General features: G+C 47.0%; 22 protein-coding genes and 1 pseudogene. 11 read left to right on the top strand and 12 right to left on the bottom strand.

Annotated elements, in window-relative coordinates; all coding sequences use genetic code 11:
- Positions 1 to 20: 20 nt before the first annotated feature.
- Positions 21 to 428, bottom strand: a complete 408-nt coding sequence (locus J1784_RS02055) for a hypothetical protein (RefSeq protein ID WP_217147805.1) — start codon at positions 426 to 428, stop codon at positions 21 to 23.
- A gap of 595 nt (positions 429 to 1,023) precedes the next feature.
- Between J1784_RS02055 and J1784_RS02050 the strand changes: the two genes are divergently transcribed.
- Positions 1,024 to 1,926 (top strand): LysR family transcriptional regulator, encoded by a 903-nt coding sequence (locus tag J1784_RS02050; RefSeq protein WP_217147804.1) that lies wholly within the window; start codon positions 1,024 to 1,026, stop codon positions 1,924 to 1,926.
- An 826-nt stretch (positions 1,927 to 2,752) separates the two neighbouring features.
- Positions 2,753 to 3,397 carry a DNA-binding protein gene (locus J1784_RS02045; protein ID WP_217147803.1) on the top strand — a complete coding sequence of 215 codons (645 nt, stop codon included), beginning with the start codon at positions 2,753 to 2,755 and terminating at the stop codon, positions 3,395 to 3,397.
- 38 nt (positions 3,398 to 3,435) lie between these two features.
- Here the strand turns inward: J1784_RS02045 and J1784_RS02040 are convergent, their stop codons facing one another.
- Complete coding sequence (locus J1784_RS02040; RefSeq protein ID WP_217147802.1) at positions 3,436 to 4,146, bottom strand: RES family NAD+ phosphorylase; 711 nt, start codon at positions 4,144 to 4,146, stop codon at positions 3,436 to 3,438.
- 857 nt (positions 4,147 to 5,003) lie between these two features.
- Here J1784_RS02040 and J1784_RS02035 point away from each other — a divergent pair.
- Positions 5,004 to 5,453 carry a hypothetical protein gene (locus tag J1784_RS02035; RefSeq protein ID WP_217147801.1) on the top strand — a complete coding sequence of 150 codons (450 nt, stop codon included), beginning with the start codon at positions 5,004 to 5,006 and terminating at the stop codon, positions 5,451 to 5,453.
- Between the two features lie 241 nt (positions 5,454 to 5,694).
- Positions 5,695 to 6,366 (top strand): HAD family hydrolase, encoded by a 672-nt coding sequence (locus tag J1784_RS02030; RefSeq protein ID WP_217147800.1) that lies wholly within the window; start codon positions 5,695 to 5,697, stop codon positions 6,364 to 6,366.
- Between the two features lie 65 nt (positions 6,367 to 6,431).
- Here J1784_RS02030 and J1784_RS02025 read toward each other — a convergent pair whose 3' ends face one another.
- The 8 genes from J1784_RS02025 to J1784_RS01990 form a co-directional block, all read right to left on the bottom strand.
- On the bottom strand, positions 6,432 to 7,685 hold the full coding sequence (locus J1784_RS02025; RefSeq protein ID WP_217147799.1) for a VWA domain-containing protein: 1,254 nt from the start codon (positions 7,683 to 7,685) through the stop codon (positions 6,432 to 6,434).
- Between the two features lie 29 nt (positions 7,686 to 7,714).
- Positions 7,715 to 8,368 carry a hypothetical protein gene (locus tag J1784_RS02020; RefSeq protein WP_217147798.1) on the bottom strand — a complete coding sequence of 218 codons (654 nt, stop codon included), beginning with the start codon at positions 8,366 to 8,368 and terminating at the stop codon, positions 7,715 to 7,717.
- An 82-nt stretch (positions 8,369 to 8,450) separates the two neighbouring features.
- Complete coding sequence (locus J1784_RS02015; RefSeq protein ID WP_053012159.1) at positions 8,451 to 9,026, bottom strand: TerD family protein; 576 nt, start codon at positions 9,024 to 9,026, stop codon at positions 8,451 to 8,453.
- Between the two features lie 88 nt (positions 9,027 to 9,114).
- Positions 9,115 to 9,693 (bottom strand): TerD family protein, encoded by a 579-nt coding sequence (locus J1784_RS02010; protein WP_053012158.1) that lies wholly within the window; start codon positions 9,691 to 9,693, stop codon positions 9,115 to 9,117.
- A gap of 52 nt (positions 9,694 to 9,745) precedes the next feature.
- A complete protein-coding gene (locus J1784_RS02005) occupies positions 9,746 to 10,789 on the bottom strand; it encodes a TerC/Alx family metal homeostasis membrane protein (RefSeq protein ID WP_053012157.1) in 1,044 nt (347 codons plus the stop codon).
- A 28-nt stretch (positions 10,790 to 10,817) separates the two neighbouring features.
- Positions 10,818 to 11,273 (bottom strand): tellurite resistance TerB family protein, encoded by a 456-nt coding sequence (locus tag J1784_RS02000; RefSeq protein WP_053012156.1) that lies wholly within the window; start codon positions 11,271 to 11,273, stop codon positions 10,818 to 10,820.
- Positions 11,274 to 11,296: 23 nt separating this feature from the next.
- Positions 11,297 to 12,475, bottom strand: coding sequence for a TerD family protein (locus tag J1784_RS01995; RefSeq protein WP_217147797.1), 1,179 nt, complete (start codon positions 12,473 to 12,475; stop codon positions 11,297 to 11,299).
- On the bottom strand, positions 12,475 to 13,062 hold the full coding sequence (locus tag J1784_RS01990; RefSeq protein WP_053012154.1) for a TerD family protein: 588 nt from the start codon (positions 13,060 to 13,062) through the stop codon (positions 12,475 to 12,477). Before J1784_RS01990 ends, J1784_RS01995 begins: the two co-directional genes overlap by 1 nt.
- Positions 13,063 to 13,383: 321 nt before the next feature.
- Here J1784_RS01990 and J1784_RS01985 point away from each other — a divergent pair, with 321 nt between their 5' ends.
- Genes J1784_RS01985 through J1784_RS01955 form a run of 7 tightly spaced genes read left to right on the top strand, consistent with a single transcriptional unit; the run spans position 13,384 to position 20,125 of the window.
- Positions 13,384 to 14,466, top strand: coding sequence for an ATP-grasp domain-containing protein (locus J1784_RS01985; protein WP_217147796.1), 1,083 nt, complete (start codon positions 13,384 to 13,386; stop codon positions 14,464 to 14,466).
- 2 nt (positions 14,467 to 14,468) lie between these two features.
- Positions 14,469 to 15,605, top strand: a complete 1,137-nt coding sequence (locus J1784_RS01980; protein WP_053012152.1) for a phosphoribosyltransferase domain-containing protein — start codon at positions 14,469 to 14,471, stop codon at positions 15,603 to 15,605.
- Positions 15,598 to 16,371, top strand: a complete 774-nt coding sequence (locus tag J1784_RS01975) for an HAD family hydrolase (RefSeq protein WP_217147795.1) — start codon at positions 15,598 to 15,600, stop codon at positions 16,369 to 16,371. The genes J1784_RS01980 and J1784_RS01975 overlap by 8 nt, the downstream gene beginning before the upstream one ends.
- A 1-nt stretch (position 16,372) precedes the next feature.
- Positions 16,373 to 17,452, top strand: a complete 1,080-nt coding sequence (locus tag J1784_RS01970; protein ID WP_217147794.1) for a cysteine protease StiP family protein — start codon at positions 16,373 to 16,375, stop codon at positions 17,450 to 17,452.
- Positions 17,452 to 18,408: an HpcH/HpaI aldolase/citrate lyase family protein gene (locus J1784_RS01965; RefSeq protein ID WP_053012149.1), complete on the top strand. Its 957-nt coding sequence runs from the start codon at positions 17,452 to 17,454 to the stop codon at positions 18,406 to 18,408. The genes J1784_RS01970 and J1784_RS01965 overlap by 1 nt, the downstream gene beginning before the upstream one ends.
- An 11-nt stretch (positions 18,409 to 18,419) precedes the next feature.
- On the top strand, positions 18,420 to 19,649 hold the full coding sequence (locus tag J1784_RS01960; protein WP_053012148.1) for a DUF4236 domain-containing protein: 1,230 nt from the start codon (positions 18,420 to 18,422) through the stop codon (positions 19,647 to 19,649).
- A gap of 2 nt (positions 19,650 to 19,651) precedes the next feature.
- A complete protein-coding gene (locus tag J1784_RS01955; protein WP_217147793.1) occupies positions 19,652 to 20,125 on the top strand; it encodes a tellurium resistance protein TerW in 474 nt (157 codons plus the stop codon).
- A gap of 18 nt (positions 20,126 to 20,143) precedes the next feature.
- Here J1784_RS01955 and J1784_RS01950 read toward each other — a convergent pair.
- Positions 20,144 to 20,620 (bottom strand): annotated as a pseudogene (locus J1784_RS01950) (IS3 family transposase); the annotation flags it as partial.
- An 80-nt stretch (positions 20,621 to 20,700) separates the two neighbouring features.
- Positions 20,701 to 21,264: group II intron maturase-specific domain-containing protein (locus tag J1784_RS01945; RefSeq protein WP_274387298.1), on the bottom strand; the 564-nt coding region annotated here is incomplete at its 5' end.

Below are 21,264 nucleotides of genomic sequence, written 5' to 3'. Positions count from 1 at the left end.
ATGGTTACTCTTTGGACTAGCTAGCTAACTAATTTTTGATTAGCATCCACATATAACCCCTGAATGTTATGTGCATTTACTCTGTAAAGAGCACCACGTTCACTTGTTATGAAATCTGGATTCAATCCGACTAACATTAAATCTTTTTTCAGCGCTTTAAGAGCTGCCCAAAGAATTTGGCTAGATGACTTGAGGTTTCTATTATCCCAAACATCCTTTAAGATATCATCACGTTTTACTGGGCTTTCACTTCCATTTTCTAAAAGATAGGCAAGTAAAATCATATTCACATCTTTTACAGCTATAACGCTGACATTAAGAGCATAAGGCTTTCGTGATTCGTCCATATGCAACTTTATTATCCGCCGATGATGAATATCGATCTGAATATTATCATTAATCATAAAACCAAAAGTGGACTTAAACATAGTGACTATCCTTGAGCATTAGTACTTTGCTTATCCTGCGATTCATAAAGCATTCTATATAAGGTCATAAACACTGTAATCCAATGAAGTAAAGAGATGAGAGATGTTAAATAAATGCTAAAATTAGTATAATACGCTAAAAAACACAATTAATTAGATGTTAGTCTCTTAAAAAAGTAGATTTTAAGATTTTATAACTCTTAAACTTCACTGGTAGAAACCAACACAATATCTGGTATTAGTTCGCCACGCAGAAGGAAAAGCTAATAGTTTGCTCAACTACATGATTTAAAATATAAATAATATTTTCTGAAAACACTCACCTGACACAAAAAAACCATACTTTAAGTGTGCTTTTCTTTATATGATTTCATTACCCTTCATTAATGTTAAATAAAAGTATTTTTTCTGCTACATAACTGTATGTTTCCTGACTTGACTCTACAACTCTCCATTAATTTAACGCTTAGCTGAATTCAATGTGTAGATTGAAACACAACCTCATTCATCTGGGAAATGAATGAGCGCGAGAGTATTCGTTCATTTATTCATTGAACTATACTATGAGTAACTGATTCTTGGAAAAGGCGCTAACATGGCACTCTCATCTCCAACTGGATTTGATTACAATCTCATCCCGTATCTCATTACTATCGTAGAAACGAGCAGTATGGTGGCTGCTGCTGAAGTGTTAGGTGTAGCCCCTTCAGCTGTGAGCTATGCAGTTAAAAAGTTGCGAAACCATTACAACGACCAACTTTTTATACGCCGCTTAAACGGTGTCAAACCTACTTCTCTTGCAATAAATCTTTACGAAAGATATAAACTGATTAATGAAGATATTACGAACATAATGGACTTATCATCTGTTACTCAGAAAACAAGACGCAAAATTTTTATTCGCGCAGATCCCATTATGGAATTATGGATCTCCGACAGACTTATTTCGTCCGGCCTCGTACCTGAAGAATGTACGTTAGAATTTAGAAATGACGCCATCACTGCTGAGGATCGTGTCAATAAAATTAGAAATTTCGAGATTGACTTAGACATTGGTCTGCAGTTCGCAGGTGATCGAAATGTCATTTCTGAAACGCTATTTGAATGGCAGTACTTACTAATTTGTAGAGAACAGCATCTATCGATAGGAGAAAATCTTTCAAGAGAGCAATTTGAAAATGAGCAATATGTTGCTTATGGGAATCGTTTTCATAATACAACCACATTAAACAATCTAAACGAATTAGTAATATCGCGTAATTTTGAACCGTTGATCACCAGCGAATCCCCATTGACGATGTTAATAAACATTCTTTATCATGACTTGTTAATGTTCATTCCAAGTACATATTTTCCTGTGCTTCAAAAAAAACTCCCTATAAAAAAAGTTCAATGTGATTTTCTCCCTAAGTTGAATATCACTCATCTGGTTCATATGCATAAGAAGAATGCTAATGATGTTCTTTTAAAAAAAATTATTTCCTTCTTGAAAGAGTGAAGCTTATATGCTGTTTAACGTCCAGATGTAGGCCACGTCGCCGCATCAGACCTGATTAGGATCCCTATCCAGATGATTGGTGATATCCACATGCTCTTTTGTAGCGATGCCCCGGTTACTGGCAGATAACAATATACCTATCTTTCATTATCTTACGGGGTTTGAGTTGAGTAGACCTGCCGGTTACCCGGATAGGCCCCTCCTCTGAACCGGACGTGCGGAACTACCGCATCCGGCTCCCGACAGACCCGTGTCCCCACACATATTTAGCGTGAAGCAAACATTGATCGGGTTTTCCAGTTAGCTGGGGTCAGTTTGGATATCGTAAATTATTGTACGGTAAGCCTGTTTTTGAACAGGCTTACCTATAGCGATAGGGTGTACTCCCGCGCTATACAGCGTTTTCAGGGGATTTTGTCTTAATCAGATAACCCAAATGCGATACAGCAAGAGCGACAACCTAAAAGTGACTGCAACTGACGCTAAATCAATCCTTTACTTAACTGGATTGGTTAAATAATGTGCTTAACGTACAAAAATCTACGATATCCAAACTGACCCCTAATGGGTGTCAGTTTGGATATCAAAAAATCATTTAACGTTAAGGTGATTTTTGTCTCCCTGGGCTGCGTTACCACGTTGACAAGCAGCTATGAGCGAAGAGCGTACATCCATAATTGTGTGCATGCTGCCATCACGGTGCATTAATCGACCGGGAGCAGGTCAAAGTTTTACGCCGTGCTTGAACATGGATTGTTTGAAAAACACTCTAAAATTGACCATTCCTCAAAAATGAATTATGATAATCGTCAAATGGAGGTGCCTAATGATTAAACACACCACAGCGGAAAGAGAAATCAACACTTCAAATAAGTTGAATGAGTACCAGTTGAACCTTCTGAAAAGGATTAACAACCTCGCTATTTCCCTGATGCCTGAATTTGAAGACAAAAATCAGGCTATTAATGCTGTTACGCTGGATGACGGCTCACTGATGCAATTGCTCTACACCGTTCAACTCGAGCAGAAGACACGCGTCAACGACTATGAAATGCGTAAAGTGCGCCGTCGTCGCAAAAATCTGGAAAGATTTTATCGTGAGCTTCAAGAGTTGGGCGGTACGCTTAAGGTGAACGACGTGGTCGATATCCTTGGCATCACACGTCAGGCGATCAACATTCGCGTTAAGAAGAACAAGCTTTTAGCATTCAAACAAAACGGGGATTTCATTTTCCCGAAATTTCAGTTCACTGATAATGGGCTAATTCCCGGCTTTGAAGACGTGATGGCGGCATTCGAAGAGGATACACATCCAATGTTGCGGTTGGGTGTGCTGAAATCACTGATAGAGGTTAACAGCGAAGGCCTGCAAAAGACGCCGATTCAAATCATGCTGGACGGTGCTAAAAAGTGTGAACTTAGTTTGGTCATACGTGCGGCTAAACAGTTTGGAAATCAAGTATCCAATTAACGGATTTAAAAAGAGGGGCTAGCCTGCCCCTCTTTGATTTACATTGGTTCTGGCGTAATTTCGAATCCAAGCAATTCTTCGAACATCTCTTCACCGGACATCGTTCCTTTGTGCCACCCCTTAGGGAACATGCCTTCGTCACTTTCGACGTAACTGGCATAAGGCCACATCCCCTGAGGGGTATCGGTAAAGGCTGGTGTACTACCCGGTCGTTTCCAAAAGGCATAACAACGCTTATAGCGCTTATGTCTTGAGGTATAGGCAATCCCGTCATAGTCACGCCCGAAATGCGTATAAAGATGTTCCATTAGCCACTGAGGAAAGGTGTAATCCTCGTTCTCTAAGCTATCCAAAGGGATATGTAACAACTCACAGAGTGCTACAACATCAATCACTTTCACCGTTCTCACGACATCCACAGAGCACATATAGTGTTGTGAAAGTACCGATTCAGGATAAGAAATCGTTCCTTTGAGATGGAACAAACGCCCGTATGCTTCCGCCGCCGCCGTTAACGCAGAGTCAGAGGCATACCATACCGCCACACTTCCCCCGAGAGGGTTGTATCGCCCACAGTCGTCTTTCTCAATTGGCGCGCTGAAGTTGATTGCGCTTTTATACAACTTCCTTTGATGACGCTTCAAAAGACCAGGGCCTTGTTGAATGTCAATCGCCGGAATACGTCCAGAATTGTTCTGTGCAGCAATCCCTTGTGCAACAGCAGTTTTATCAAATGTCCATTTGGTCATTTTAATTCTCCTTCTATAAACAGATTAAGCCATAGGCTCCTCTCCATATTGATTGAAATACAGTCCCTGCCGTGCTTGCCCAGCAGGGTTCGCGAGACCACGTGCATCTCAATCTCGATTATACCAAGCAAATTTTTTATGTTTCAGAAATTTATAAAGTTTTTAAAATCCTTCGCATACCTTCTCGATATATTGGTAGGTTTGAAAATAAGAAATAACACAGAGATTTTTACCGAAAGGAGAACCATACAGATCCTTATCAGGAGAACTAGAAATGATAACTTCATTGGATAGGGGTCAGTTTGGATATCGTAAATTATTGTACGGTAAGCCTGTTTTTGAACAGGCTTACCTATAGCGATAGGGTGTACTCCCGCGCTATACAGCGTTTTCAGGGGATTTTGTCTTAATCAGATAACCCAAATGCGATACAGCAAGAGCGACAACCTAAAAGTGACTGCAACTGACGCTAAATCAATCCTTTACTTAACTGGATTGGTTAAATAATGTGCTTAACGTACAAAAATTTACGATATCCAAACTGACCCCTTCATGATGAATGTGATTACGTTCGCGTGGCAGTTGCTGAACAATCCTATGGTCTTGAAATCCTGATTAACGACACCAACTCCTTGGTTCGCGTTGCCGTTGCTGAACGATCCTTCGGGCTGGATATACTGATTAATGACACAAATGCCTTGGTCCGTCGGATAGCACGAGCACGAAGCAAGGCATTGGCTCTTCGACAGCAACAATCTTGAATTTCTTCAGATTTCGGGCTTTCTCAAGCAGCACTTGATTACTTCCGGCTGTCTTCTGTTACCATAAAAGAAAGATTCGTGAGAACAACAATGACAATGAAAACATTACAGGACAGCCTGCCTTCTGAATTTCTTGAAGAATACAGAGATACGCCAGCATATAAACTAAAAGACGCTGTTGTGCTTAAAGAATTTGGGTCCTTTTCTGAACATCAGGTTCGCTGGCCGGGCCCTCAAAAGAACGTCTTTTTCTGGGTGCTGATAGAGGGTGGTAAGGGGATTGGTTGGAACGAGAATCCAGCCACCGGCTGGTCCTTCCCAGTTATCAAAGTTAAACCAGAATGGATAGCTGCTATTACTGAAGATTTAAAACTTCCCTTTAAAAAGCGGCTTCTTGGAGCATCTCCGGACGGCCGAACCAATAGCTGGGAGCTCACTTGCCCAGTGTGCTCGAAACCATGGAAACCACAGACCACAATGTTAAGTATGGTTCGAGAAACCTGCCCTAAATGCAGCTACTGTGCTGTGGTTGATTACAACAGCTGATCCCCTAGGCCCCCCACTCATTCAATCAGAACTGTTTGGGGCAGGCTATAAAACGCTGCACTCCCTTTCTATTTATGCTCCCACTCTCCACTTTCAGATAATCCCTTCCCCGGGTGTAAATCCCTTTGTTTAAGTTCCATAAATAAAAAAGGTCTTGTGGTTCGGTTACAATGAATCAACCAAAATTAGAACAGCCTGTCACTTCCGATTAGGCAAGGACAAACCTGAATGAGCATATTGAATGATGGTAGATAACACGGCTGAGGCTCGCCATTTCCTGTCAGTGTTTGATTTCGACGGCACGATCACCAAACGTGACAGTTTCATACCCTTCTTACGCTTTGCTTTCGGGAAACGAGTCTTTGCCCGGCGTTTGGTGAAACTGGTAATACCTACCCTCAAATGTATTGGCCGCAGAGTCACACGCGATGAGCTGAAAGAAGTCCTGATTCAAACATACATGACTGGTGTTGATGCCAAGTGGGTAGAGAAGAAGGCCAGTGAGTTTTGTGAAAAATATTGGACGCGCCTGATGCGCCCTTCGGGCCTTATTGCTGTAGCAACACAGGTTAATTCTGGCGCAATCGTGACGATTTGCTCGGCTTCGCCCGCAATAGTGCTTAAGCCTTTTGCAGATAAATTGGGGATACGTTTGATAGGTACAAATTTAGAAATCAAAGACGGGATACTGACGGGCCGTATAAGTGGTCACAACTGCCGCTGTGCGCAGAAGGTGGCAAGACTGGAGGCTGAATATGGCCCACTCGCTTCGTACCACCTACGCGCTTGGGGTGATACCCGTGGCGATTATGAAATGCTGGCTGCCGCGCAGGAACCATACTGGCGTCATTTTCATAATGGTGGCGGAAAACGTCATTCTCCAATTGCCAAAATCAAAGGCATTCAGAAATAGGTTCGAAAGAAGTGCTTACCATTCAGACCCAGTAGTTAAATGCCCTCGGTACCGGGGGCATATTTTTAAGCGATAATGCCTTGCTTTCTTACCGCCTGATGCCAGTCGTTGAATTCCTCAAGCAGAAGGTCGTAGAGCTTTTCATCGCTCATCTTTGTAAAATCATCTATCGGGAAAAAGTTCGTGTTGTCGACCCTGCGGTCCGTGAAGTCATCCAGCTTTTCAAGGATCCCGTAGTTACTGCCGCCGAGACCGACGAATTTCCAGAAAATGGCATGATTTGCTGAACGCCGGATGGCATCTTTGATAGCCTTGGTTTTACTGATGCCCCCATCGGTAATGAAGACCACATAAACCGGCAGTTCGCTGTCTTCAAAGAAATCGACTATTTCGGTCATGCATGGCGGCTCATTATTAGTCCCCCCTAGCCCCGGTAGGAGTTCCCACATGCCACGCTTGCCCGTTTTCTGGATCCTTTCTACATAACCATCAAGATTTTCCAGCGTCACGTCTTCATATTTACGATGTCTTTCTGCAAATCCCCAGACGTCCATGGAGCCGTCGTCATCAAACTGAACGGCCAGTACAGCGATTCGATCCAGTACGGCCTGCACGTGACCTTTTTTAAATTCACTGGTCATGGATCCTGAAGCATCCAACACAAATGCGACCTTAGCTTTAACGGTCTGAAGACCGTGTTTTATCAGACTGACGCTGGCATTTTTGGCTAGACTGACAAGGCGCGGCGCTTTTTCCTGGATGCGTTTTTCCAGACTAACTGTCGTGGGTATAGCAGGAGCCGGTGCTGAATTTGGCGATGACACGTCTACGCCGTAATTGATGGCCAGCGGTTCAAGACCACCGTTAAAGCCTTGCCCCAACGCTCTGAATTTCCAGCCACCGTTATGGCGGTAGATTTCGCCAAGGATCATTGCCTTCTCTGCGCGTCCGGGGAGTGACGGAACTTCGAAAGTCGCCACGCCTTCCACAATAAGTTGAATACGCTGTAATCCGGAGACAGAATCAGCGCCGTCGATCACCAACGTAATTGCAATCTTAGCGATATCGCTGTCGATGCGGCTAAGGTCCATCGTAAAGAGGCTGCTTTCTCCTGACGAGTTAAGATGAATGCTTCCGTTCGGTGATGAGGGCTGATTGAAGAAAATAAAGTCATTGTCCCCCCTGACTTTATTCAGTGGCGAGAGCATGAAGGCTGATGAATCGATGTCACTGCGAAATGATGCTGTTTTTGGATACGCAACAGAAATGCGTAATGTACTTTGGTTTAACGGAATGTTTTGCCCGGATTGCAATTCCATATCAGTCAGTCCTTTTTTTCAATGAAGGATTAATACCCTAAGTCACGCGTGCCACGAAACTTAATACGCTGCTGTAACGCGGCCAGACATTCGTCTCGTTTTTGTTTATTTGAAAAACTCAGTGCACGGGAACCGAAATCACCGTGGACATAAAAGAGTTTTCCTTTCTCGCGGGTGAAGCTATTTATCTGGCTGTATTGGAACCGTTCTACGGTGCCTAGCCCCTTCAGGAATCGCAATTTTACGATATCGCCAGCGGTATAATTAGCCAGATCGGCCGGGAATATGAGAGTGTTAAAATCATCTTCAAGAATAACGCCCAAATAGGCAGTCGCAGCTGCATCAGCCAGCTTCTTGAAGGGATAAAGCATAAGAAGGACATAAAGAACAATGAGGGTGATGATAATTTCAGAGCCGTGCTGTGAAGTGGCCAGTCCGTGCCCGATATTAGCCGCACCTATCCAAAGCACTACCAGCATGCCAACGACACTGGCGATCCCCGAACCGAGGACCGTATAAAACCGGCCGATATCCACAACACGCTGAACATTCCGGTTAGTCAGGTACATCGATTTCATTTTTCTATAATGTAGAAATGCCAGAAGCATAAACGGAATAAATACCAGCGCCGCAATAATGAGGAAGATTATTGCCGCCCCTTCATCTTTTTTTTTCTTTGCCATGTCTGAGCCAAACGTCATTTATTATTTATATAAAAAAAAGCCCCGATGTTTTACCAGCGGGGCGGTCAGGCATACGTCAACGTTAAATGTTCACGCCGTGCTGTGAAGCCAGTGCGGATAAACCACCCGCGAAGCCCTGACCTACGGCTTTAAATTTCCACTCAGCGTTATGGCGATACAGTTCGCCAAATACCATCGCAGTTTCAGTCGACGCATCTTCTGACAGGTCGAAACGGGCAATTTCTGTCCCGTTATCATTGTTGAATACGCGCATGTAGCTGTTGCTGACCATACCGAAGTTTTGTTTACGCGCTTCTGCATCATAAATGGTCACTGCAAACACCAGCTTTTTCACTTCAGCAGGGATTTTAGTTAGATCGATTTTGACCTGCTCATCATCGCCTTCGCCTTCACCGGTACGGTTATCACCCATGTGGGTAACGGAACCGCAGGTGCTGGTTTTGTTATTAAAGAAGATGAATGACGCATCAGAGATAACTTTGCCATCATCCCCTACCATGAAGACGGAAGCATCAAGGTCAAAATCCGCGCCATCGGTGACACGAGCATCCCAACCCAAACCGGCCATCGCGATATTCATGGTCGGTGCTTCTTTCGTTAAGGATACGTTACCGCCTTTAATCAGAGATACAGCCATTTTTTAAACTCCTGTAATAAGAAATATTTTTTGAAAGCAGGCGGCAAGTACCGCCTGCTGAGTACTGAAGAAAGTTACTTTGCTGTAATTACGACGCGTTGATGCCGTACTGGGCGCATACGGATGCCAGACCACCGGCATAACCCTGACCGACTGCACGGAATTTCCATTCGGTATTGTGGCGATACAATTCACCAAACAGCATGGCCGTTTCTGTAGATGCATCTTCCGTCAGATCATAACGCGCCACTTCCTGATGGTTGTCGTCATTCACCAGACGAATAAATGCACCAGAAACCTGACCGAAACTCTGACGACGGGTAGTCGCATCGTGGATGGTCACCACGAACACGATTTTGTCCACATCAGCCGGGATCTGGTCGAGTTTGATCTTCAGTGCTTCGTCATCACCGTCGCCTTCGCCGGTACGGTTGTCGCCGGTATGCAGCACGGAACCGTCAGTGGATTTCAGGTTATTGTAGAAAATGAAATCCGCGTCGCCGCGTACTTTGCCTGCGTTATTCAGCAAGAATGCAGAAGCGTCAAGGTCGAAATCCTGACCGTCTGTAGAGCGGGTATCCCACCCCAGACCGACCAGCATATTTTTCATTGTTGGAGCTTCTTTGCTTAAAGAAACATTTCCGCCTTTAGAAAGAGAAACGCCCATAGTTCTATCCTCAATTGTTAACGTTAATAATCAAAGTGAAGGTCATGGGGTATTAGCCCTGTTTGCCTTCCTCAGCATCTGGTTTTCCCGGGAACAACACGCTGACAATAATACCTACAGCCAGCACGCCCAGAACAACGAAAAGACTCGCATTGGCTGAGATATTGTAGCCGTGATGCCACAGATGATCGGTTGCGTTCAGCCCCAGCTTCACACCGATGAAGAACAACAGCACGATGACGGCTTTTTCAAGGTGCGCAAGGTACTGTTTAAGTGCTTCCAGCACAAAGTACATGGTACGCAGGCCCAGAATAGCGAACATCATGGCGCTGTAAACGATTAGCGGCTCACGGCTCACGGCAATCACGGCCGGGACGGAGTCAAAAGCAAACATCACATCCGACAGCTCAACCACCGCAAGACACAGCATCAGAGGGGTCGCATACAATGCGGCCTTGCCTACACGACCCACTTTTATGTCTTTGTTTTCCGGTTTTGCCAGCTCAGCATCAACTTCCTTCTGGCTTAAAAGAAAAGCGTGCCCTTTTAACTTCGGCCAGATCGGGAAGAAACGTTTCACCATACGGTAAGCAATATGCTGAGAGTAATCTTCAATCGCGTCATCATCATCGCCGCTCTTCAGCATCATGACCGCCGTCCACAAGACGACCAAGGCAAAGACGATTTCAACCCATGGACCTAAGGTAAGCAGGCTGGCTCCAATGGCCACAAAGATCCCACGGAAGACGATAGCGCCAATAACGCCCCAGTAAAGCACGCGGTGACGAAGATTATCCGGCACGGCGAACCATGAGAAAATCGCCATCATCACAAAGAGGTTATCTACAGAGAGGACTTTCTCAAGCGCATAACCGGTCACAAACAGGCTGGCAACTTCCGCACCGTGGTGAATATACAGAAAACCGGCGAAGGCCATTGCCACAACGATCCAGAAGACTGTCCAGAGCGCAGCACTCTTTAAAGAAATCGGTTTGTCATGACGGTGCATAAACAGGTCGATAAAGATGGCCCCGACAGCCAGTAAGACAAAAACGATGACCGTTTCTGCCGGGAAACCAATGTGCGTGGATACCATATTGAGCCCTTAAGCCAGAGTGTAAAAATTAAAGGCCAAATTCAGCCGGAGTAAATCCCAGAGCCAGTGCAATTTCGCGTACGGCGGCCTGTTCAGACTGATCGAAGTCGCCATCGCTTTTCGCTACGGCGATCCCGACACGTACGGCCAGTTGTGCAGCTTCCGGCTGATCTTTAAGCGCCAGAATATACTTCATGGTTTCACCTTTACCGATTTCGTAATCGAAACTGAAGCTGGTCACCAGTTCATTAAAGAACGCGATCACTTCTTTGGTCTCGAAAACTTTCAGTTCTGGAGAGGCCTGAAGAAAGCCAATCATCTTTTGCTTTTCTTCGGTGCTTACTCCGTCACTGGTGACAGCAATACGCGCGCACACAGCGACGGTGCCCTGCATGAATTTTTTGTTTTTAAAGCGCCCGACCTGTTTGGTCAGTTCATCACGACCGGCATTGAACGCGCCTTTCATTTTGTCGAAGAAACCCATTATTTCACCCTCAGAAGTTGAAATTATTTTGAACCGGCAGACCAGCGAAAGCCCCAGCCCAGCGCTTTGTCCATATCTTTGTGACCACTGAAGAACTGGTTGATTCGTTCAACCTTGATGGCCCCGTTTTCATTTACCAGACGGGCGATCGCACACATATTGTGGCGGTTAGACCCTTCCGTTAAACGCGTTTCTATCGGCGGTTGCTCAGGAATATGCAGCGTGACGACACCGTCCGTTTTATCCCAGCTTGCAACCCCTTCATAAATAAAGGCGTAAATCAGCACCTGACGGATTTTTTTCCATTCGCGGCCGTTTACATGCAGCCACTCGCCGTCAGTGACCTGTCCGGTACGATCATCTCCCTGCAACTCAACAAAAGGTTCTGAATTCAGGCGGCCAAACGTGTTACCAAGCGCCTGAACCACGCCTTTGGAGCCGTCCTGAAGTTCCACAAATGCACCTAAATCCAAATCCACGCCTTTGGATTTGCTGAACATCCCGCCAAACATTCCGCCTGACGCAGCATTTCCCTGATTCCAGTTGAGGTTAATTTTGATTTCGCCAAAATTATCCCGCTTGGCAAGGCTGATAGAGGGTTTTTCTTTGGTGAGTGAAACTTTGCTTAAACTGATTTTGGCGGGTTCTGGTGCCGGTTTTGGGACCGGTGTATGTGCTGGCGCCGGGGTGCCCGAAGGTGCAGGAGCATCCGATATATCTACACCAAAATGTTCAGCCAGCGGTTTCAGGCCGCCGTTGAAGCCCTGAGCAATAAAACGGAACTTCCACTCAGCATTGCGGCGATAAATTTCGCCGAGGATAAGCGCGGCTTCCTGACGGCCAGACACATCTACCTTACCGTTCAGCAAAACGTTGCCGTTAAGCTCGACCTGAATGGAGAGAGATTTCAGTGCTGAAAGTGTCATGTTGCCATCACACGTTGCGGTGAATGCCAGTTTTTGTACTTCAGGGCGAAGACGATTGATATCAACCGTGAAAGCTGTGTCAGTACCGGCACCGGAGAGTTTTACCGAAGCATCGTCATTGACGGGTTGCCCGTAAAACACCATATCCGGATCGCCCTGCACTTTTCCTGAGGCATAAAGACGGAACGATGAGGCGTCGACCGGGACGCCAGAGAGAACGCGAACCGTCAGCACCTGTGAAGGAACGGGGGCATTGCCCCCCGGCGTCATCGTCATTACCGCACCACCGTGGCAACAATGTCAGCGTGCATATCATCAATGGTGCGGCCGGTTGAAGCTTTACCGTGAGCTGTAAAGTCCCAGTTACCGCCCTTACGCGCTAAAGAAGCAATGATAATGCCAGTGTGAGAACCCTGTTCGGTCAGCTGGTAGCGGGCAAGTTCTTTGCCGGACTGATCGACAACGCGGCAAAACGCGTTATCAACTTCATTAAAGGTTTGACCACGGAAGCTGTTGACCGTGAAGGCGAGGTATTCCACCTGTGAAGGTAAGCGGGTCAGGTCCACAGTGATCACTTCATCATCACCGTCGCCTTCGCCGGTCAGGTTGTCTCCCTGATGAACAACGGAGCCACAGCTTGACTTCAGTTTGCGGAACCAGATGGTATCAATAGTTTTACCCGTATTGTCTAACAGCACGCAGCCTGCGTCTAAATCAATTGAATCACTGCCTCCCCCCAGAAGACCTCCAAAAAATCCTTTTTTCTTTTTCAAAGGATCCCAGCCTAAACCGAATTGCAGCTGGTTTAATGATGACGTTTCTTTGCTGAGTGAAACAGTTTGATTTTTGCTTAATGAAACCATTATTTATTCCTTCAGAGATAGGTTAAATCATTATTTTTTTAAATCAGAAATCCTTGTGCTGAAAAATCATATCATGACGAAGTTGTACGACAACCCACATTTTTACCTGTTTTGAGTGACTAAAAAATAACGCTATGATTTACCTAGATATTAAATTTTAAATTTACGTTTATTGACGCTATTTTTTTCAGATTTTTCAAACATTAATCTGTAATTTCAGGCATTCTTAAGAAAATCATATTATGATTGACATGTGCATAATGCCTCCCTAGACTCATCTCTTAAATCTCACTTCCTCTCATTCTGGGAAAAATAAAGCCAATGGGTCACACAATCTGGTTAATGGAAGGTTTATCGTCACAGCGCGATATTATTTTAGGCATTCAAGATTTTTTTAAAAACACGAATAAAGAAATAACCGTTATTGCCTCTCATCGACACAATCGAAATGAAATACTTTCACTGGCCGACATTGCATTGATTGAGCCCGTTGAAGATGAGCTGCGTCTAGATTTTATTTCTACTACCGTGAAGCAATACGGGGTTCAGGCAGTTCATACCGGCCGTAACTGCCAGTGGTTTGAGGCTCATCGTCAGGATATCGAATCTCTGGGTGTTACCCTAACTACCGGGGCCACCAACACTGCAATGTTTACGCTGGCAGACGACAAAGTCGAATTTGCCCATGCAATGAAAGCTAACGGCCTGCCAGTCGTCCTTTCAGTGCGTATTGAGAGTGCTGAAGCCCTTCGCCATCAGATCGACCTCAATGCCCATGCCGAAGACAATAAAAAGTTACTTTGCGTGAAGCCTGTCACCGGAATTTATGGCATGGGATTCTGGCGCTTTGATGACAATGCCTCGCCAATGTCAGCATTTACTCATCCCGACAACCGCAAAGTACACCCTGAAATGTATTTGCTCGCACTGGAAAAGCAGGCGGATTTCGAACCACTGGTTCTCATGCCTTACCTGCCCGGCCCCGAATATTCTGTCGATATGCTGGTTGAGAAAGGCACCGTCATTGCCGCCGTCGCACGCCGGAAAGAGGGCGCACTGCAATACCTTGAACAATCAGGACCGGCTTATGAACTGGGCAAGAAATGCGCACAAATTATGCAAGCCGATGGTCTGGTGAACGTACAAACCCGCAATAACGATCTGGGTGAACCCGTTCTGCTTGAAATCAACATGCGCCCTTCAGGTGGAATCGGTTATACCCGTCACAGCGGTGTCAACCTGCCCGCGCTGTTCGCCCTGCGACAGCTGGGAATAATGGATGAATCGCAGGCCAAACTACTTGCCACTGAAAGTTTCTCTCCGGCTGTTGTACGCTCCATAACCGATGTTATCCGGTATAACCCCATTCTTGATAATCTGTCAGCCAGCGAAGGAAGCGCATAACTATGCATAATGAAAAACCTGTTTACCGCAAAGAGTTGTCCGGCGGGACCCTCACGGTAACCCCGACTGGCGGTACTTTCTCATTAGAATCACTGTTTGATATTGCTGAACGCCGTAATCCCAAGCGGGCCTTTCTTTTTGTCAGCAAGGTACTGGGACGACATATTCCGATTTCCCCTGCCATTATGCGGTCCGCCTATCGTCAGCTCGCACAACAGATCCCTGCTGATTTACCGCAACCGGTATTGTTTATCGGTATGGCAGAAACGGCCGTTGGGCTGGGGGCCGGGGTTTTTGATGAAGCCTCGAAAGTTTTCGATGATGTGGTCTATCTGACGTCTACCCGCCATCCCGTCGACGGCGAGCTGATGTGTGAATTTAAAGAAGACCATTCACACGCGACAGACCATCTGCTATATCACCCAGCCGATCCCGCGCTTCGGGCCCATGTCAGTAACGCCCGGACTCTGGTTCTTATCGATGATGAGGCCACCACGGGAAAGACCTTTATTAACTTACTGGAGGCGCTGCGTACAGAAGCAGGCCTGACCGCAGTAGAGCGTGTGGTTACTGTAACGCTGACGGACTGGAGCGGAAACGCCATCACAGAACAGTGTCCGTTGCCCGTCACTCCGGTATCACTTGTTCAGGGAGACTGGCACTGGGAAAGAAAACCCGATGCCCCCGTTCCCGTGATGCCAAATGTGAACGTCACCGCCACAGGCAGCGTGGCAATCACCGGTAAACAGAGCTGGGGACGTTTGGGCATGGCGACAGCCGCAAGGGATCTCGGCACAAAAATCACGGCATCAGCCGGAGAAAAAATCTTAGTGCTGGGATCCGGAGAATTCGTCTGGGAACCGTTATTGCTGGCAGAACGTCTGGAACTTCAGGGAGCAGAGGTCAGGTTCAGTTGCACAACGCGCTCCCCCATTTCTACCGGTTTCGCCATCGAGTCAGCCATTGCCTTTACGGATAATTACGGACTGGGCATTCCAAATTTTGTCTATAACGTCGCTCATCAGCAATTTGACCGCATTTTATTGTGTATTGAAACACCGGCTGAGAGCGTTGATCCTGCCCTGCTTGCTGCTTTGAACGCCGTGGCTCCTGCCGTAGAGGTGATCGTTTATGAATAAGCCGGTAGTTTTTTCTGATCTCGATGACACCCTTTTCCAGACCCGCCGGAAAATGGTAGATGAGCTGGCACTTGAGCCCTATCGTCCGGGTGCCTTAGACCGCTCAATGCAAGCCCGCAGCTTTATGACCGAAGAGCAATCCATGCTGGTTGACTGGTTGCTTAAACATGCAGACTTTATTCCGGTCACGGCCCGTGGGACGGAAGAAATTGGCCGCGTGACTATCCCGTTTCACTCATGGGCTATCGTGACACATGGCGCAGTGATCCTGACGCCGGAAGGAAAGCCGGACGAAGAGTGGAAAGCTCAGATGCTCATGAGTCTGTCCGATTATCGTGATCAGTTGCTGACGATGCAGCGCGACATCACTTCTCTGATGGAAACTCGCGGGATTCAGGGATGGGCACGTATTAATTACGAGTATGACAATACGCCGGTGTATCTGGTGATGAAGCACACCAACAGCACCCGGCTGGACGAGCTTTATGCCATCGGCGATGAAATCGAGGCTACCTTCCCGACAGCGGGTTTTTACATTCATCGCAACAGTAACAACATTGCATGGTTACCCACTCCGGTAGAAAAAGGCCTCGCAACCCAGTATCTGCTGAACAAGCTGCGTGCCGAACGTGGCGTTTTCCCTGTCATCGGTTTGGGAGACAGCCTGAGCGACCATCGTTTCATGAAACTGTGTCACTGGTTTGGGCTGCCCCGTCAGAGCCAATTTGCCGAAGAAATCAGTCGCCATGTTTTCGGAGAGAAATAATATGCAGCCATTTATCCCATTTTCCGGTTCCTATCTCGCTGAAGACGTCCACTTCCTGCTTAACCCTGTTGAAATGGAAATGACGCCCGTAGACCAAAAAGAGCAACTGATTCAGTCCGGGGCAAAGCACTACTCCGAAATGCTGAGTCAGGAACCTGAACCGACAAACTGGCACTTGGATTTGTTTGCCCAGGCATTGGATCAGGGGGCGGTCCGTTTGGCGAGAGAAGTTGTGATGCTGGCGAAAGCATTATCTGAACGTTTCGGCGATATGCCTATTGTTTTGGTCAGTCTGGTGCGGGCTGGGGTGCCGCTTGGCGTCATGTTGCATCAGACACTGCGGGCGATGGGAAAACAGTCTCATCATTATGGTGTCAGCATTATCAGAGACCGGGGCATTGACGAAACGGCCATGGACTGGATTGAGCAGCGGCACGGCACTGAAGGTGTGGTGTTTGTCGACGGCTGGACAGGCAAAGGCGCAATTACCGGCGAGCTTCGACGCTCGCTGGCATCACGTACAGGCTATCCGGATGATCCACGCCTTGTGGTTCTGGCTGATCCCTGCGGTGTGTCTTGGCTCGCCGCCAGTGATGACGACTGGTTAATTCCCTTCGGCATTATGGGAGCGCCCGTCTCCGGCCTTATCTCGCGTTCCATCTGGTCATCAGAGGGATTGCACGGTTGCGTTCAGTGCGAACATCTTCGCCAGTTTGAATGCAGCCGCCAACTGGTCGACACGGTGGCTGATTGCCGGGACTCACTTGATTTAAACGCGATCCCTGCCAGCCAGTGGGATCCTGAAAATTTTGCGCAGTTGAAATCACAAAGTGAAAAGATCATTGCGTCACTGGCCACCGAGTACAAGATTTCAAGCATTAACCGGATTAAACCCGGCATTGCCGAGGCGACACGGGCCGTTTTGCGCCGGGTGCCTGAGCACGTTCTTGTTCGGTCGGTTAAGGATCCCGACGTTGCCCTGCTGGTGTATCTGGCGCGGGAAAAAAATATCCCCATCACTGAAGTCGGCGATCGCATCGGACAGTATCGTGCCATCACCATTATTAAAAAGGTTCACTGATGACAAAGAGACTCTCGCCATACCGGCTGGGTGCCACGCTCTACATGCCTGCAACGCGTTCTGATATTGCCAAAAGCGTGCTGAGTAATGAAATTGAAGGACTCCGTTCGATAGTCATTTGCCTTGAAGACGCGGTCAGCGATGAAGACGTGCCTGCGGCCTTGGAAAATTTAAAGCAGGTGCTGGCAGCATTACGTTCTGCGAAGGCTGAAGGACGGGGAGCCGAATGGCCTCTTGTCTTTATACGTCCCCGCCATACAGATATGGGCCATTACCTAACGACTGATTTGGATCTGTCGCCGGTGGACGGGCTTGTACTGCCTAAGTTCACCCTCGCTTCCCTGCCTCTATGGTGGGAGATTATGAAAGACACACATCTGTGCATGATGCCGACATTGGAAACTGAAGACGTCTTCGATGTTATACAGATGCGGGAGCTCGCGACGACACTGCTCAGTCACCCCTGCCATGATCGTATCATTGCGCTGCGTATAGGTGGAAATGACCTCATGAACGTCATTTCCCTTCGTCGCCCGCGCAATCTCACGCTATACGACAGCCCGATGGGCTACGTCATCAAGATGCTGGTGGCCGTTTTTGGCTCACGCGATTTTGCCCTGACGTCTCCTGTGTGCGAACACATTGATGATCATAACGTCATGGAACGGGAACTGGCGCTCGATATGGCACATGGGCTGGTCGGAAAAACCGCCATTCATCCAAACCAGATTGCGAAAATCGAACGAGCCCTGATGGTCACTCCTGCCGACCATGCGGATGCGCTGCGGATCTTAAACTCCAGTCAGGCAGTCTTTAAATCTCAGGGGGCTATGTGTGAACCGGCCACGCACCGACGTTGGGCCGCAAGGGTTCTTGAACAAGCTCAGGTATACGGGATTACTCAAGAAACTACGCAGGAAGGTGTGCGACTGGTCACATTAACAAACCAACACTGAGGGGAAAACACGTGGGATTCAGATTTCGAAAATCGGTCAGCATAATTCCAGGCTTACGCGTAAATTTTAGCAACGGTACCCCTAGTTTGAGTATCGGCCCTCGGGGAGCGTCTGTATCAATAGGCAAGCGAGGTACTTACGCAAACCTTGGTTTGCCGGGGTCAGGACTAAGCTACCGAACACGGCTTGATAAAGCGGCCCGTGCATCATCACGTCATGATGACGCAAACGATTTGGCGCAACATCGCGAACTACTTGAGCAAGACGCTTTATTCCTTCAGGAGGCCATTGACGCGATCGCGAACATTCATGAATTAACACCAGACCCTTCTTTGTGCCAGACGATAGATGAAATGGTTCACATCTATTGGAAAGAAAAGCATGGAGAGACAGACTTACCTGCGCCCATACGGCCTGAGAAACCACCGATAGTTGCTCCCCCCGTTGAACCTACTCCTGATGAAGGCGTAGGCATGCTAAGTAAGTGGCTGGAATCGTCATCAGCTCGTCAGTTGCGTCAGGAAGCCAATCAGCACCATTGGCAATTGAGTATGGTGGAATGGCAAGACGAACAGGCTCTGATCAAATTACGCTATCAGCAACAACGGATGGCATGGGCAGAACAGTATGCCCTTTGGCAGTTTGAAAGAACCGAACGGCAGAAGCTCAAGGAAAATCACTCTGGTAAATCTCAACTGGATGTCGTACTGGCAGATACAGCCTATTTTGAACAGTTACTTGACCAGACACTGCAACAGACAATATGGCCCCGCGAAACTTTGGTGTCTTATCAGGTAGAAACCATCAGTTCTACCGTTTTTCTGGATGTTGATTTACCTGAGATTGAGGTAATGCCTGATAGGCTCTATGTCGTAAATGCCAAGGGAAACGAACTCACCGAAAAACCATATAGCCAAAAACGCCTGCGTGAAATTTATGCGAGACATGTACATGGCTGTTTATTGAGGCTGGCCGGTATTGTTCTTTCTGCGATCCCCTTCGAAAGGGTTGTTGTTTCAGGTTTCACCCAGCGTCTGAGTAAAAGTTCAGGTTATCTGGAAGAACAATACATTTTATCTTGCGAATTCACCCGAGTCGGAATGCTTGATTTGAATTTCAGCAACATTGATCAGATTGATCCGATAGCTGCGCTTGAACGATTTCATTTAGTGAGAAATATGACGGTTACCTGTATTTTCCATGAAATAGAGCCCCTTAAAACGACAGTAGGCACTCACTAACTATGCAACTCAGTACACGACAAGCACGTATTTTTCGGCTGGCTACCCTGCTAGGTTCGGGCCTGCCAGTACCGACTCAAAAAATTATAAATCAGCTTGCCTGTTCCGAGCCTACTCTAACGCGTGCGCTAAAGGCCCTACGGGAAACGTACTCTGCGGAGATCAAGTACAGTAAAGCCACACACTCCTACCAACTTGTTGATGCAGGAAACCTCGATAAGAAAACAATTCGCCGTATGAATGAGGCTCTTAGTTCCAGTATTGATTTTAAGTCAGGAGAAACAGTCAGCAAAGTTTCACTGGATAAAGAAAAGAAAAAAGCCGTATCGCTGTCACTAAGGATGTCAGTTCTAAGAAAGATTGACCAACTGGCTATGCTTGCTGGGACAACACGCAGTGATGCCGTAGAACTACTGGTTGATCACTCTATTGCAGAGTTCTCGGCTACTCTTTCTCAACGTGGTATTTCCCAATAATGAAAAGACCCTAGTTTCCTAGACTGTTCCGTGCCTCATGAACCAGGCACTTTCATAAACTGCAGGGGCTTGATCCTCACAGGCACTGTGGCGGCGTTTAGCATTATAAAACATCTCGACATAATCGAAGATATCCGCCTTCGCTTCTTCCCTATTTTTATAGATCCGTTTCTTTATGCGTTCCCGTTTTAGCAACTGGAAAAAGCTTTCTGCCACTGCGTTGTCATGGCAATTACCCCGACGACTCATGCTGCTTTTTAAATTGTGAGCTGTCATAAAATGCTGACATCTTTCGCTCGTATATTGAGAGCCCTGATCTGAATGGATTAATACTTCTGCCGTTGGTTTACGTCGCCATACCGCCATCAATAATGCATCCATTACTAACTCAGCGGTCATTCGTCCGCCCATGCTCCAGCCGATAACCCTGCGTGAGAAGAGATCAAGAACAACAGCCAGATACAGCCAACCCTCATGCGTCCTTAGTAGAGTAAGAGGCAGGGCGTAGTCGGACTATTTCCCTGCCTCTCCTCCCCGAACCGGACGTGCACCTTTCAGCGCATCCGGCTCTCCATCTAAACGCTGGCGAACGCCATTGCCACTTCGGTGTAGCGCGATGTATACGTGTTTCTGGTTTCCGTCCTCAGATAGGGATTACCTTCGGGTAGACGCCAGCGGAACAGCTTCTTGCCTTGCCCCACCAACCGGTACAGTATTTCGCCGCTGAGCTTGCCGTGGTTGGTTTTACCAAATAAAACCCACGTTTTGCTCTGACCCGGTTTCGGTGATTTACACCACCTCATCATCAGGGAAGCGATACCTGTACGGTATTTGCGGGCCAGCCAGTGAGCCAGCTTCCAGAACACGACACGGTCGATATAACTGAAGACTTTGGCCTTAAAATCAACGAACTGATAGAACATGGCCCAGCCTTTCAGTTTTCGGTTGAGTTGTTCAGCCATATCGACTTTGCTTTCACTGTAGTTGCCTGATAACAGTGCTGTCAGCGATGCGGCGAAGTTTCTGGCTTTCTCCTGCGGGATCGTTGAGACCACTCGCATCTCGCCATAACGACTGCGTTTGCGAATGATCCTGTGCCCCAGAAAGATAAAACCGTCATTAACATGGGTGATTTTAGT

The organism is Rahnella ecdela, assembly GCF_019049625.1.
Classification (GTDB): domain Bacteria; phylum Pseudomonadota; class Gammaproteobacteria; order Enterobacterales; family Enterobacteriaceae; genus Rahnella; species Rahnella ecdela.
This window is presented reverse-complemented; position numbering and strand designations above follow the sequence as displayed.

Coding starts and splice junctions, on each gene's coding strand:
- J1784_RS02055 (WP_217147805.1), bottom strand. CDS start 428: ATGTTTAAGTCCACTTTTGGTTTTATGATTAATGATAATATTCAGATC.
- J1784_RS02050 (WP_217147804.1), top strand. CDS start 1,024: ATGGCACTCTCATCTCCAACTGGATTTGATTACAATCTCATCCCGTAT.
- J1784_RS02045 (WP_217147803.1), top strand. CDS start 2,753: ATGATTAAACACACCACAGCGGAAAGAGAAATCAACACTTCAAATAAG.
- J1784_RS02040 (WP_217147802.1), bottom strand. CDS start 4,146: ATGACCAAATGGACATTTGATAAAACTGCTGTTGCACAAGGGATTGCT.
- J1784_RS02035 (WP_217147801.1), top strand. CDS start 5,004: ATGAAAACATTACAGGACAGCCTGCCTTCTGAATTTCTTGAAGAATAC.
- J1784_RS02030 (WP_217147800.1), top strand. CDS start 5,695: ATGATGGTAGATAACACGGCTGAGGCTCGCCATTTCCTGTCAGTGTTT.
- J1784_RS02025 (WP_217147799.1), bottom strand. CDS start 7,685: ATGGAATTGCAATCCGGGCAAAACATTCCGTTAAACCAAAGTACATTA.
- J1784_RS02020 (WP_217147798.1), bottom strand. CDS start 8,368: ATGGCAAAGAAAAAAAAAGATGAAGGGGCGGCAATAATCTTCCTCATT.
- J1784_RS02015 (WP_053012159.1), bottom strand. CDS start 9,026: ATGGCTGTATCTCTGATTAAAGGCGGTAACGTATCCTTAACGAAAGAA.
- J1784_RS02010 (WP_053012158.1), bottom strand. CDS start 9,693: ATGGGCGTTTCTCTTTCTAAAGGCGGAAATGTTTCTTTAAGCAAAGAA.
- J1784_RS02005 (WP_053012157.1), bottom strand. CDS start 10,789: ATGGTATCCACGCACATTGGTTTCCCGGCAGAAACGGTCATCGTTTTT.
- J1784_RS02000 (WP_053012156.1), bottom strand. CDS start 11,273: ATGGGTTTCTTCGACAAAATGAAAGGCGCGTTCAATGCCGGTCGTGAT.
- J1784_RS01995 (WP_217147797.1), bottom strand. CDS start 12,475: ATGACGATGACGCCGGGGGGCAATGCCCCCGTTCCTTCACAGGTGCTG.
- J1784_RS01990 (WP_053012154.1), bottom strand. CDS start 13,062: ATGGTTTCATTAAGCAAAAATCAAACTGTTTCACTCAGCAAAGAAACG.
- J1784_RS01985 (WP_217147796.1), top strand. CDS start 13,384: ATGGGTCACACAATCTGGTTAATGGAAGGTTTATCGTCACAGCGCGAT.
- J1784_RS01980 (WP_053012152.1), top strand. CDS start 14,469: ATGCATAATGAAAAACCTGTTTACCGCAAAGAGTTGTCCGGCGGGACC.
- J1784_RS01975 (WP_217147795.1), top strand. CDS start 15,598: ATGAATAAGCCGGTAGTTTTTTCTGATCTCGATGACACCCTTTTCCAG.
- J1784_RS01970 (WP_217147794.1), top strand. CDS start 16,373: ATGCAGCCATTTATCCCATTTTCCGGTTCCTATCTCGCTGAAGACGTC.
- J1784_RS01965 (WP_053012149.1), top strand. CDS start 17,452: ATGACAAAGAGACTCTCGCCATACCGGCTGGGTGCCACGCTCTACATG.
- J1784_RS01955 (WP_217147793.1), top strand. CDS start 19,652: ATGCAACTCAGTACACGACAAGCACGTATTTTTCGGCTGGCTACCCTG.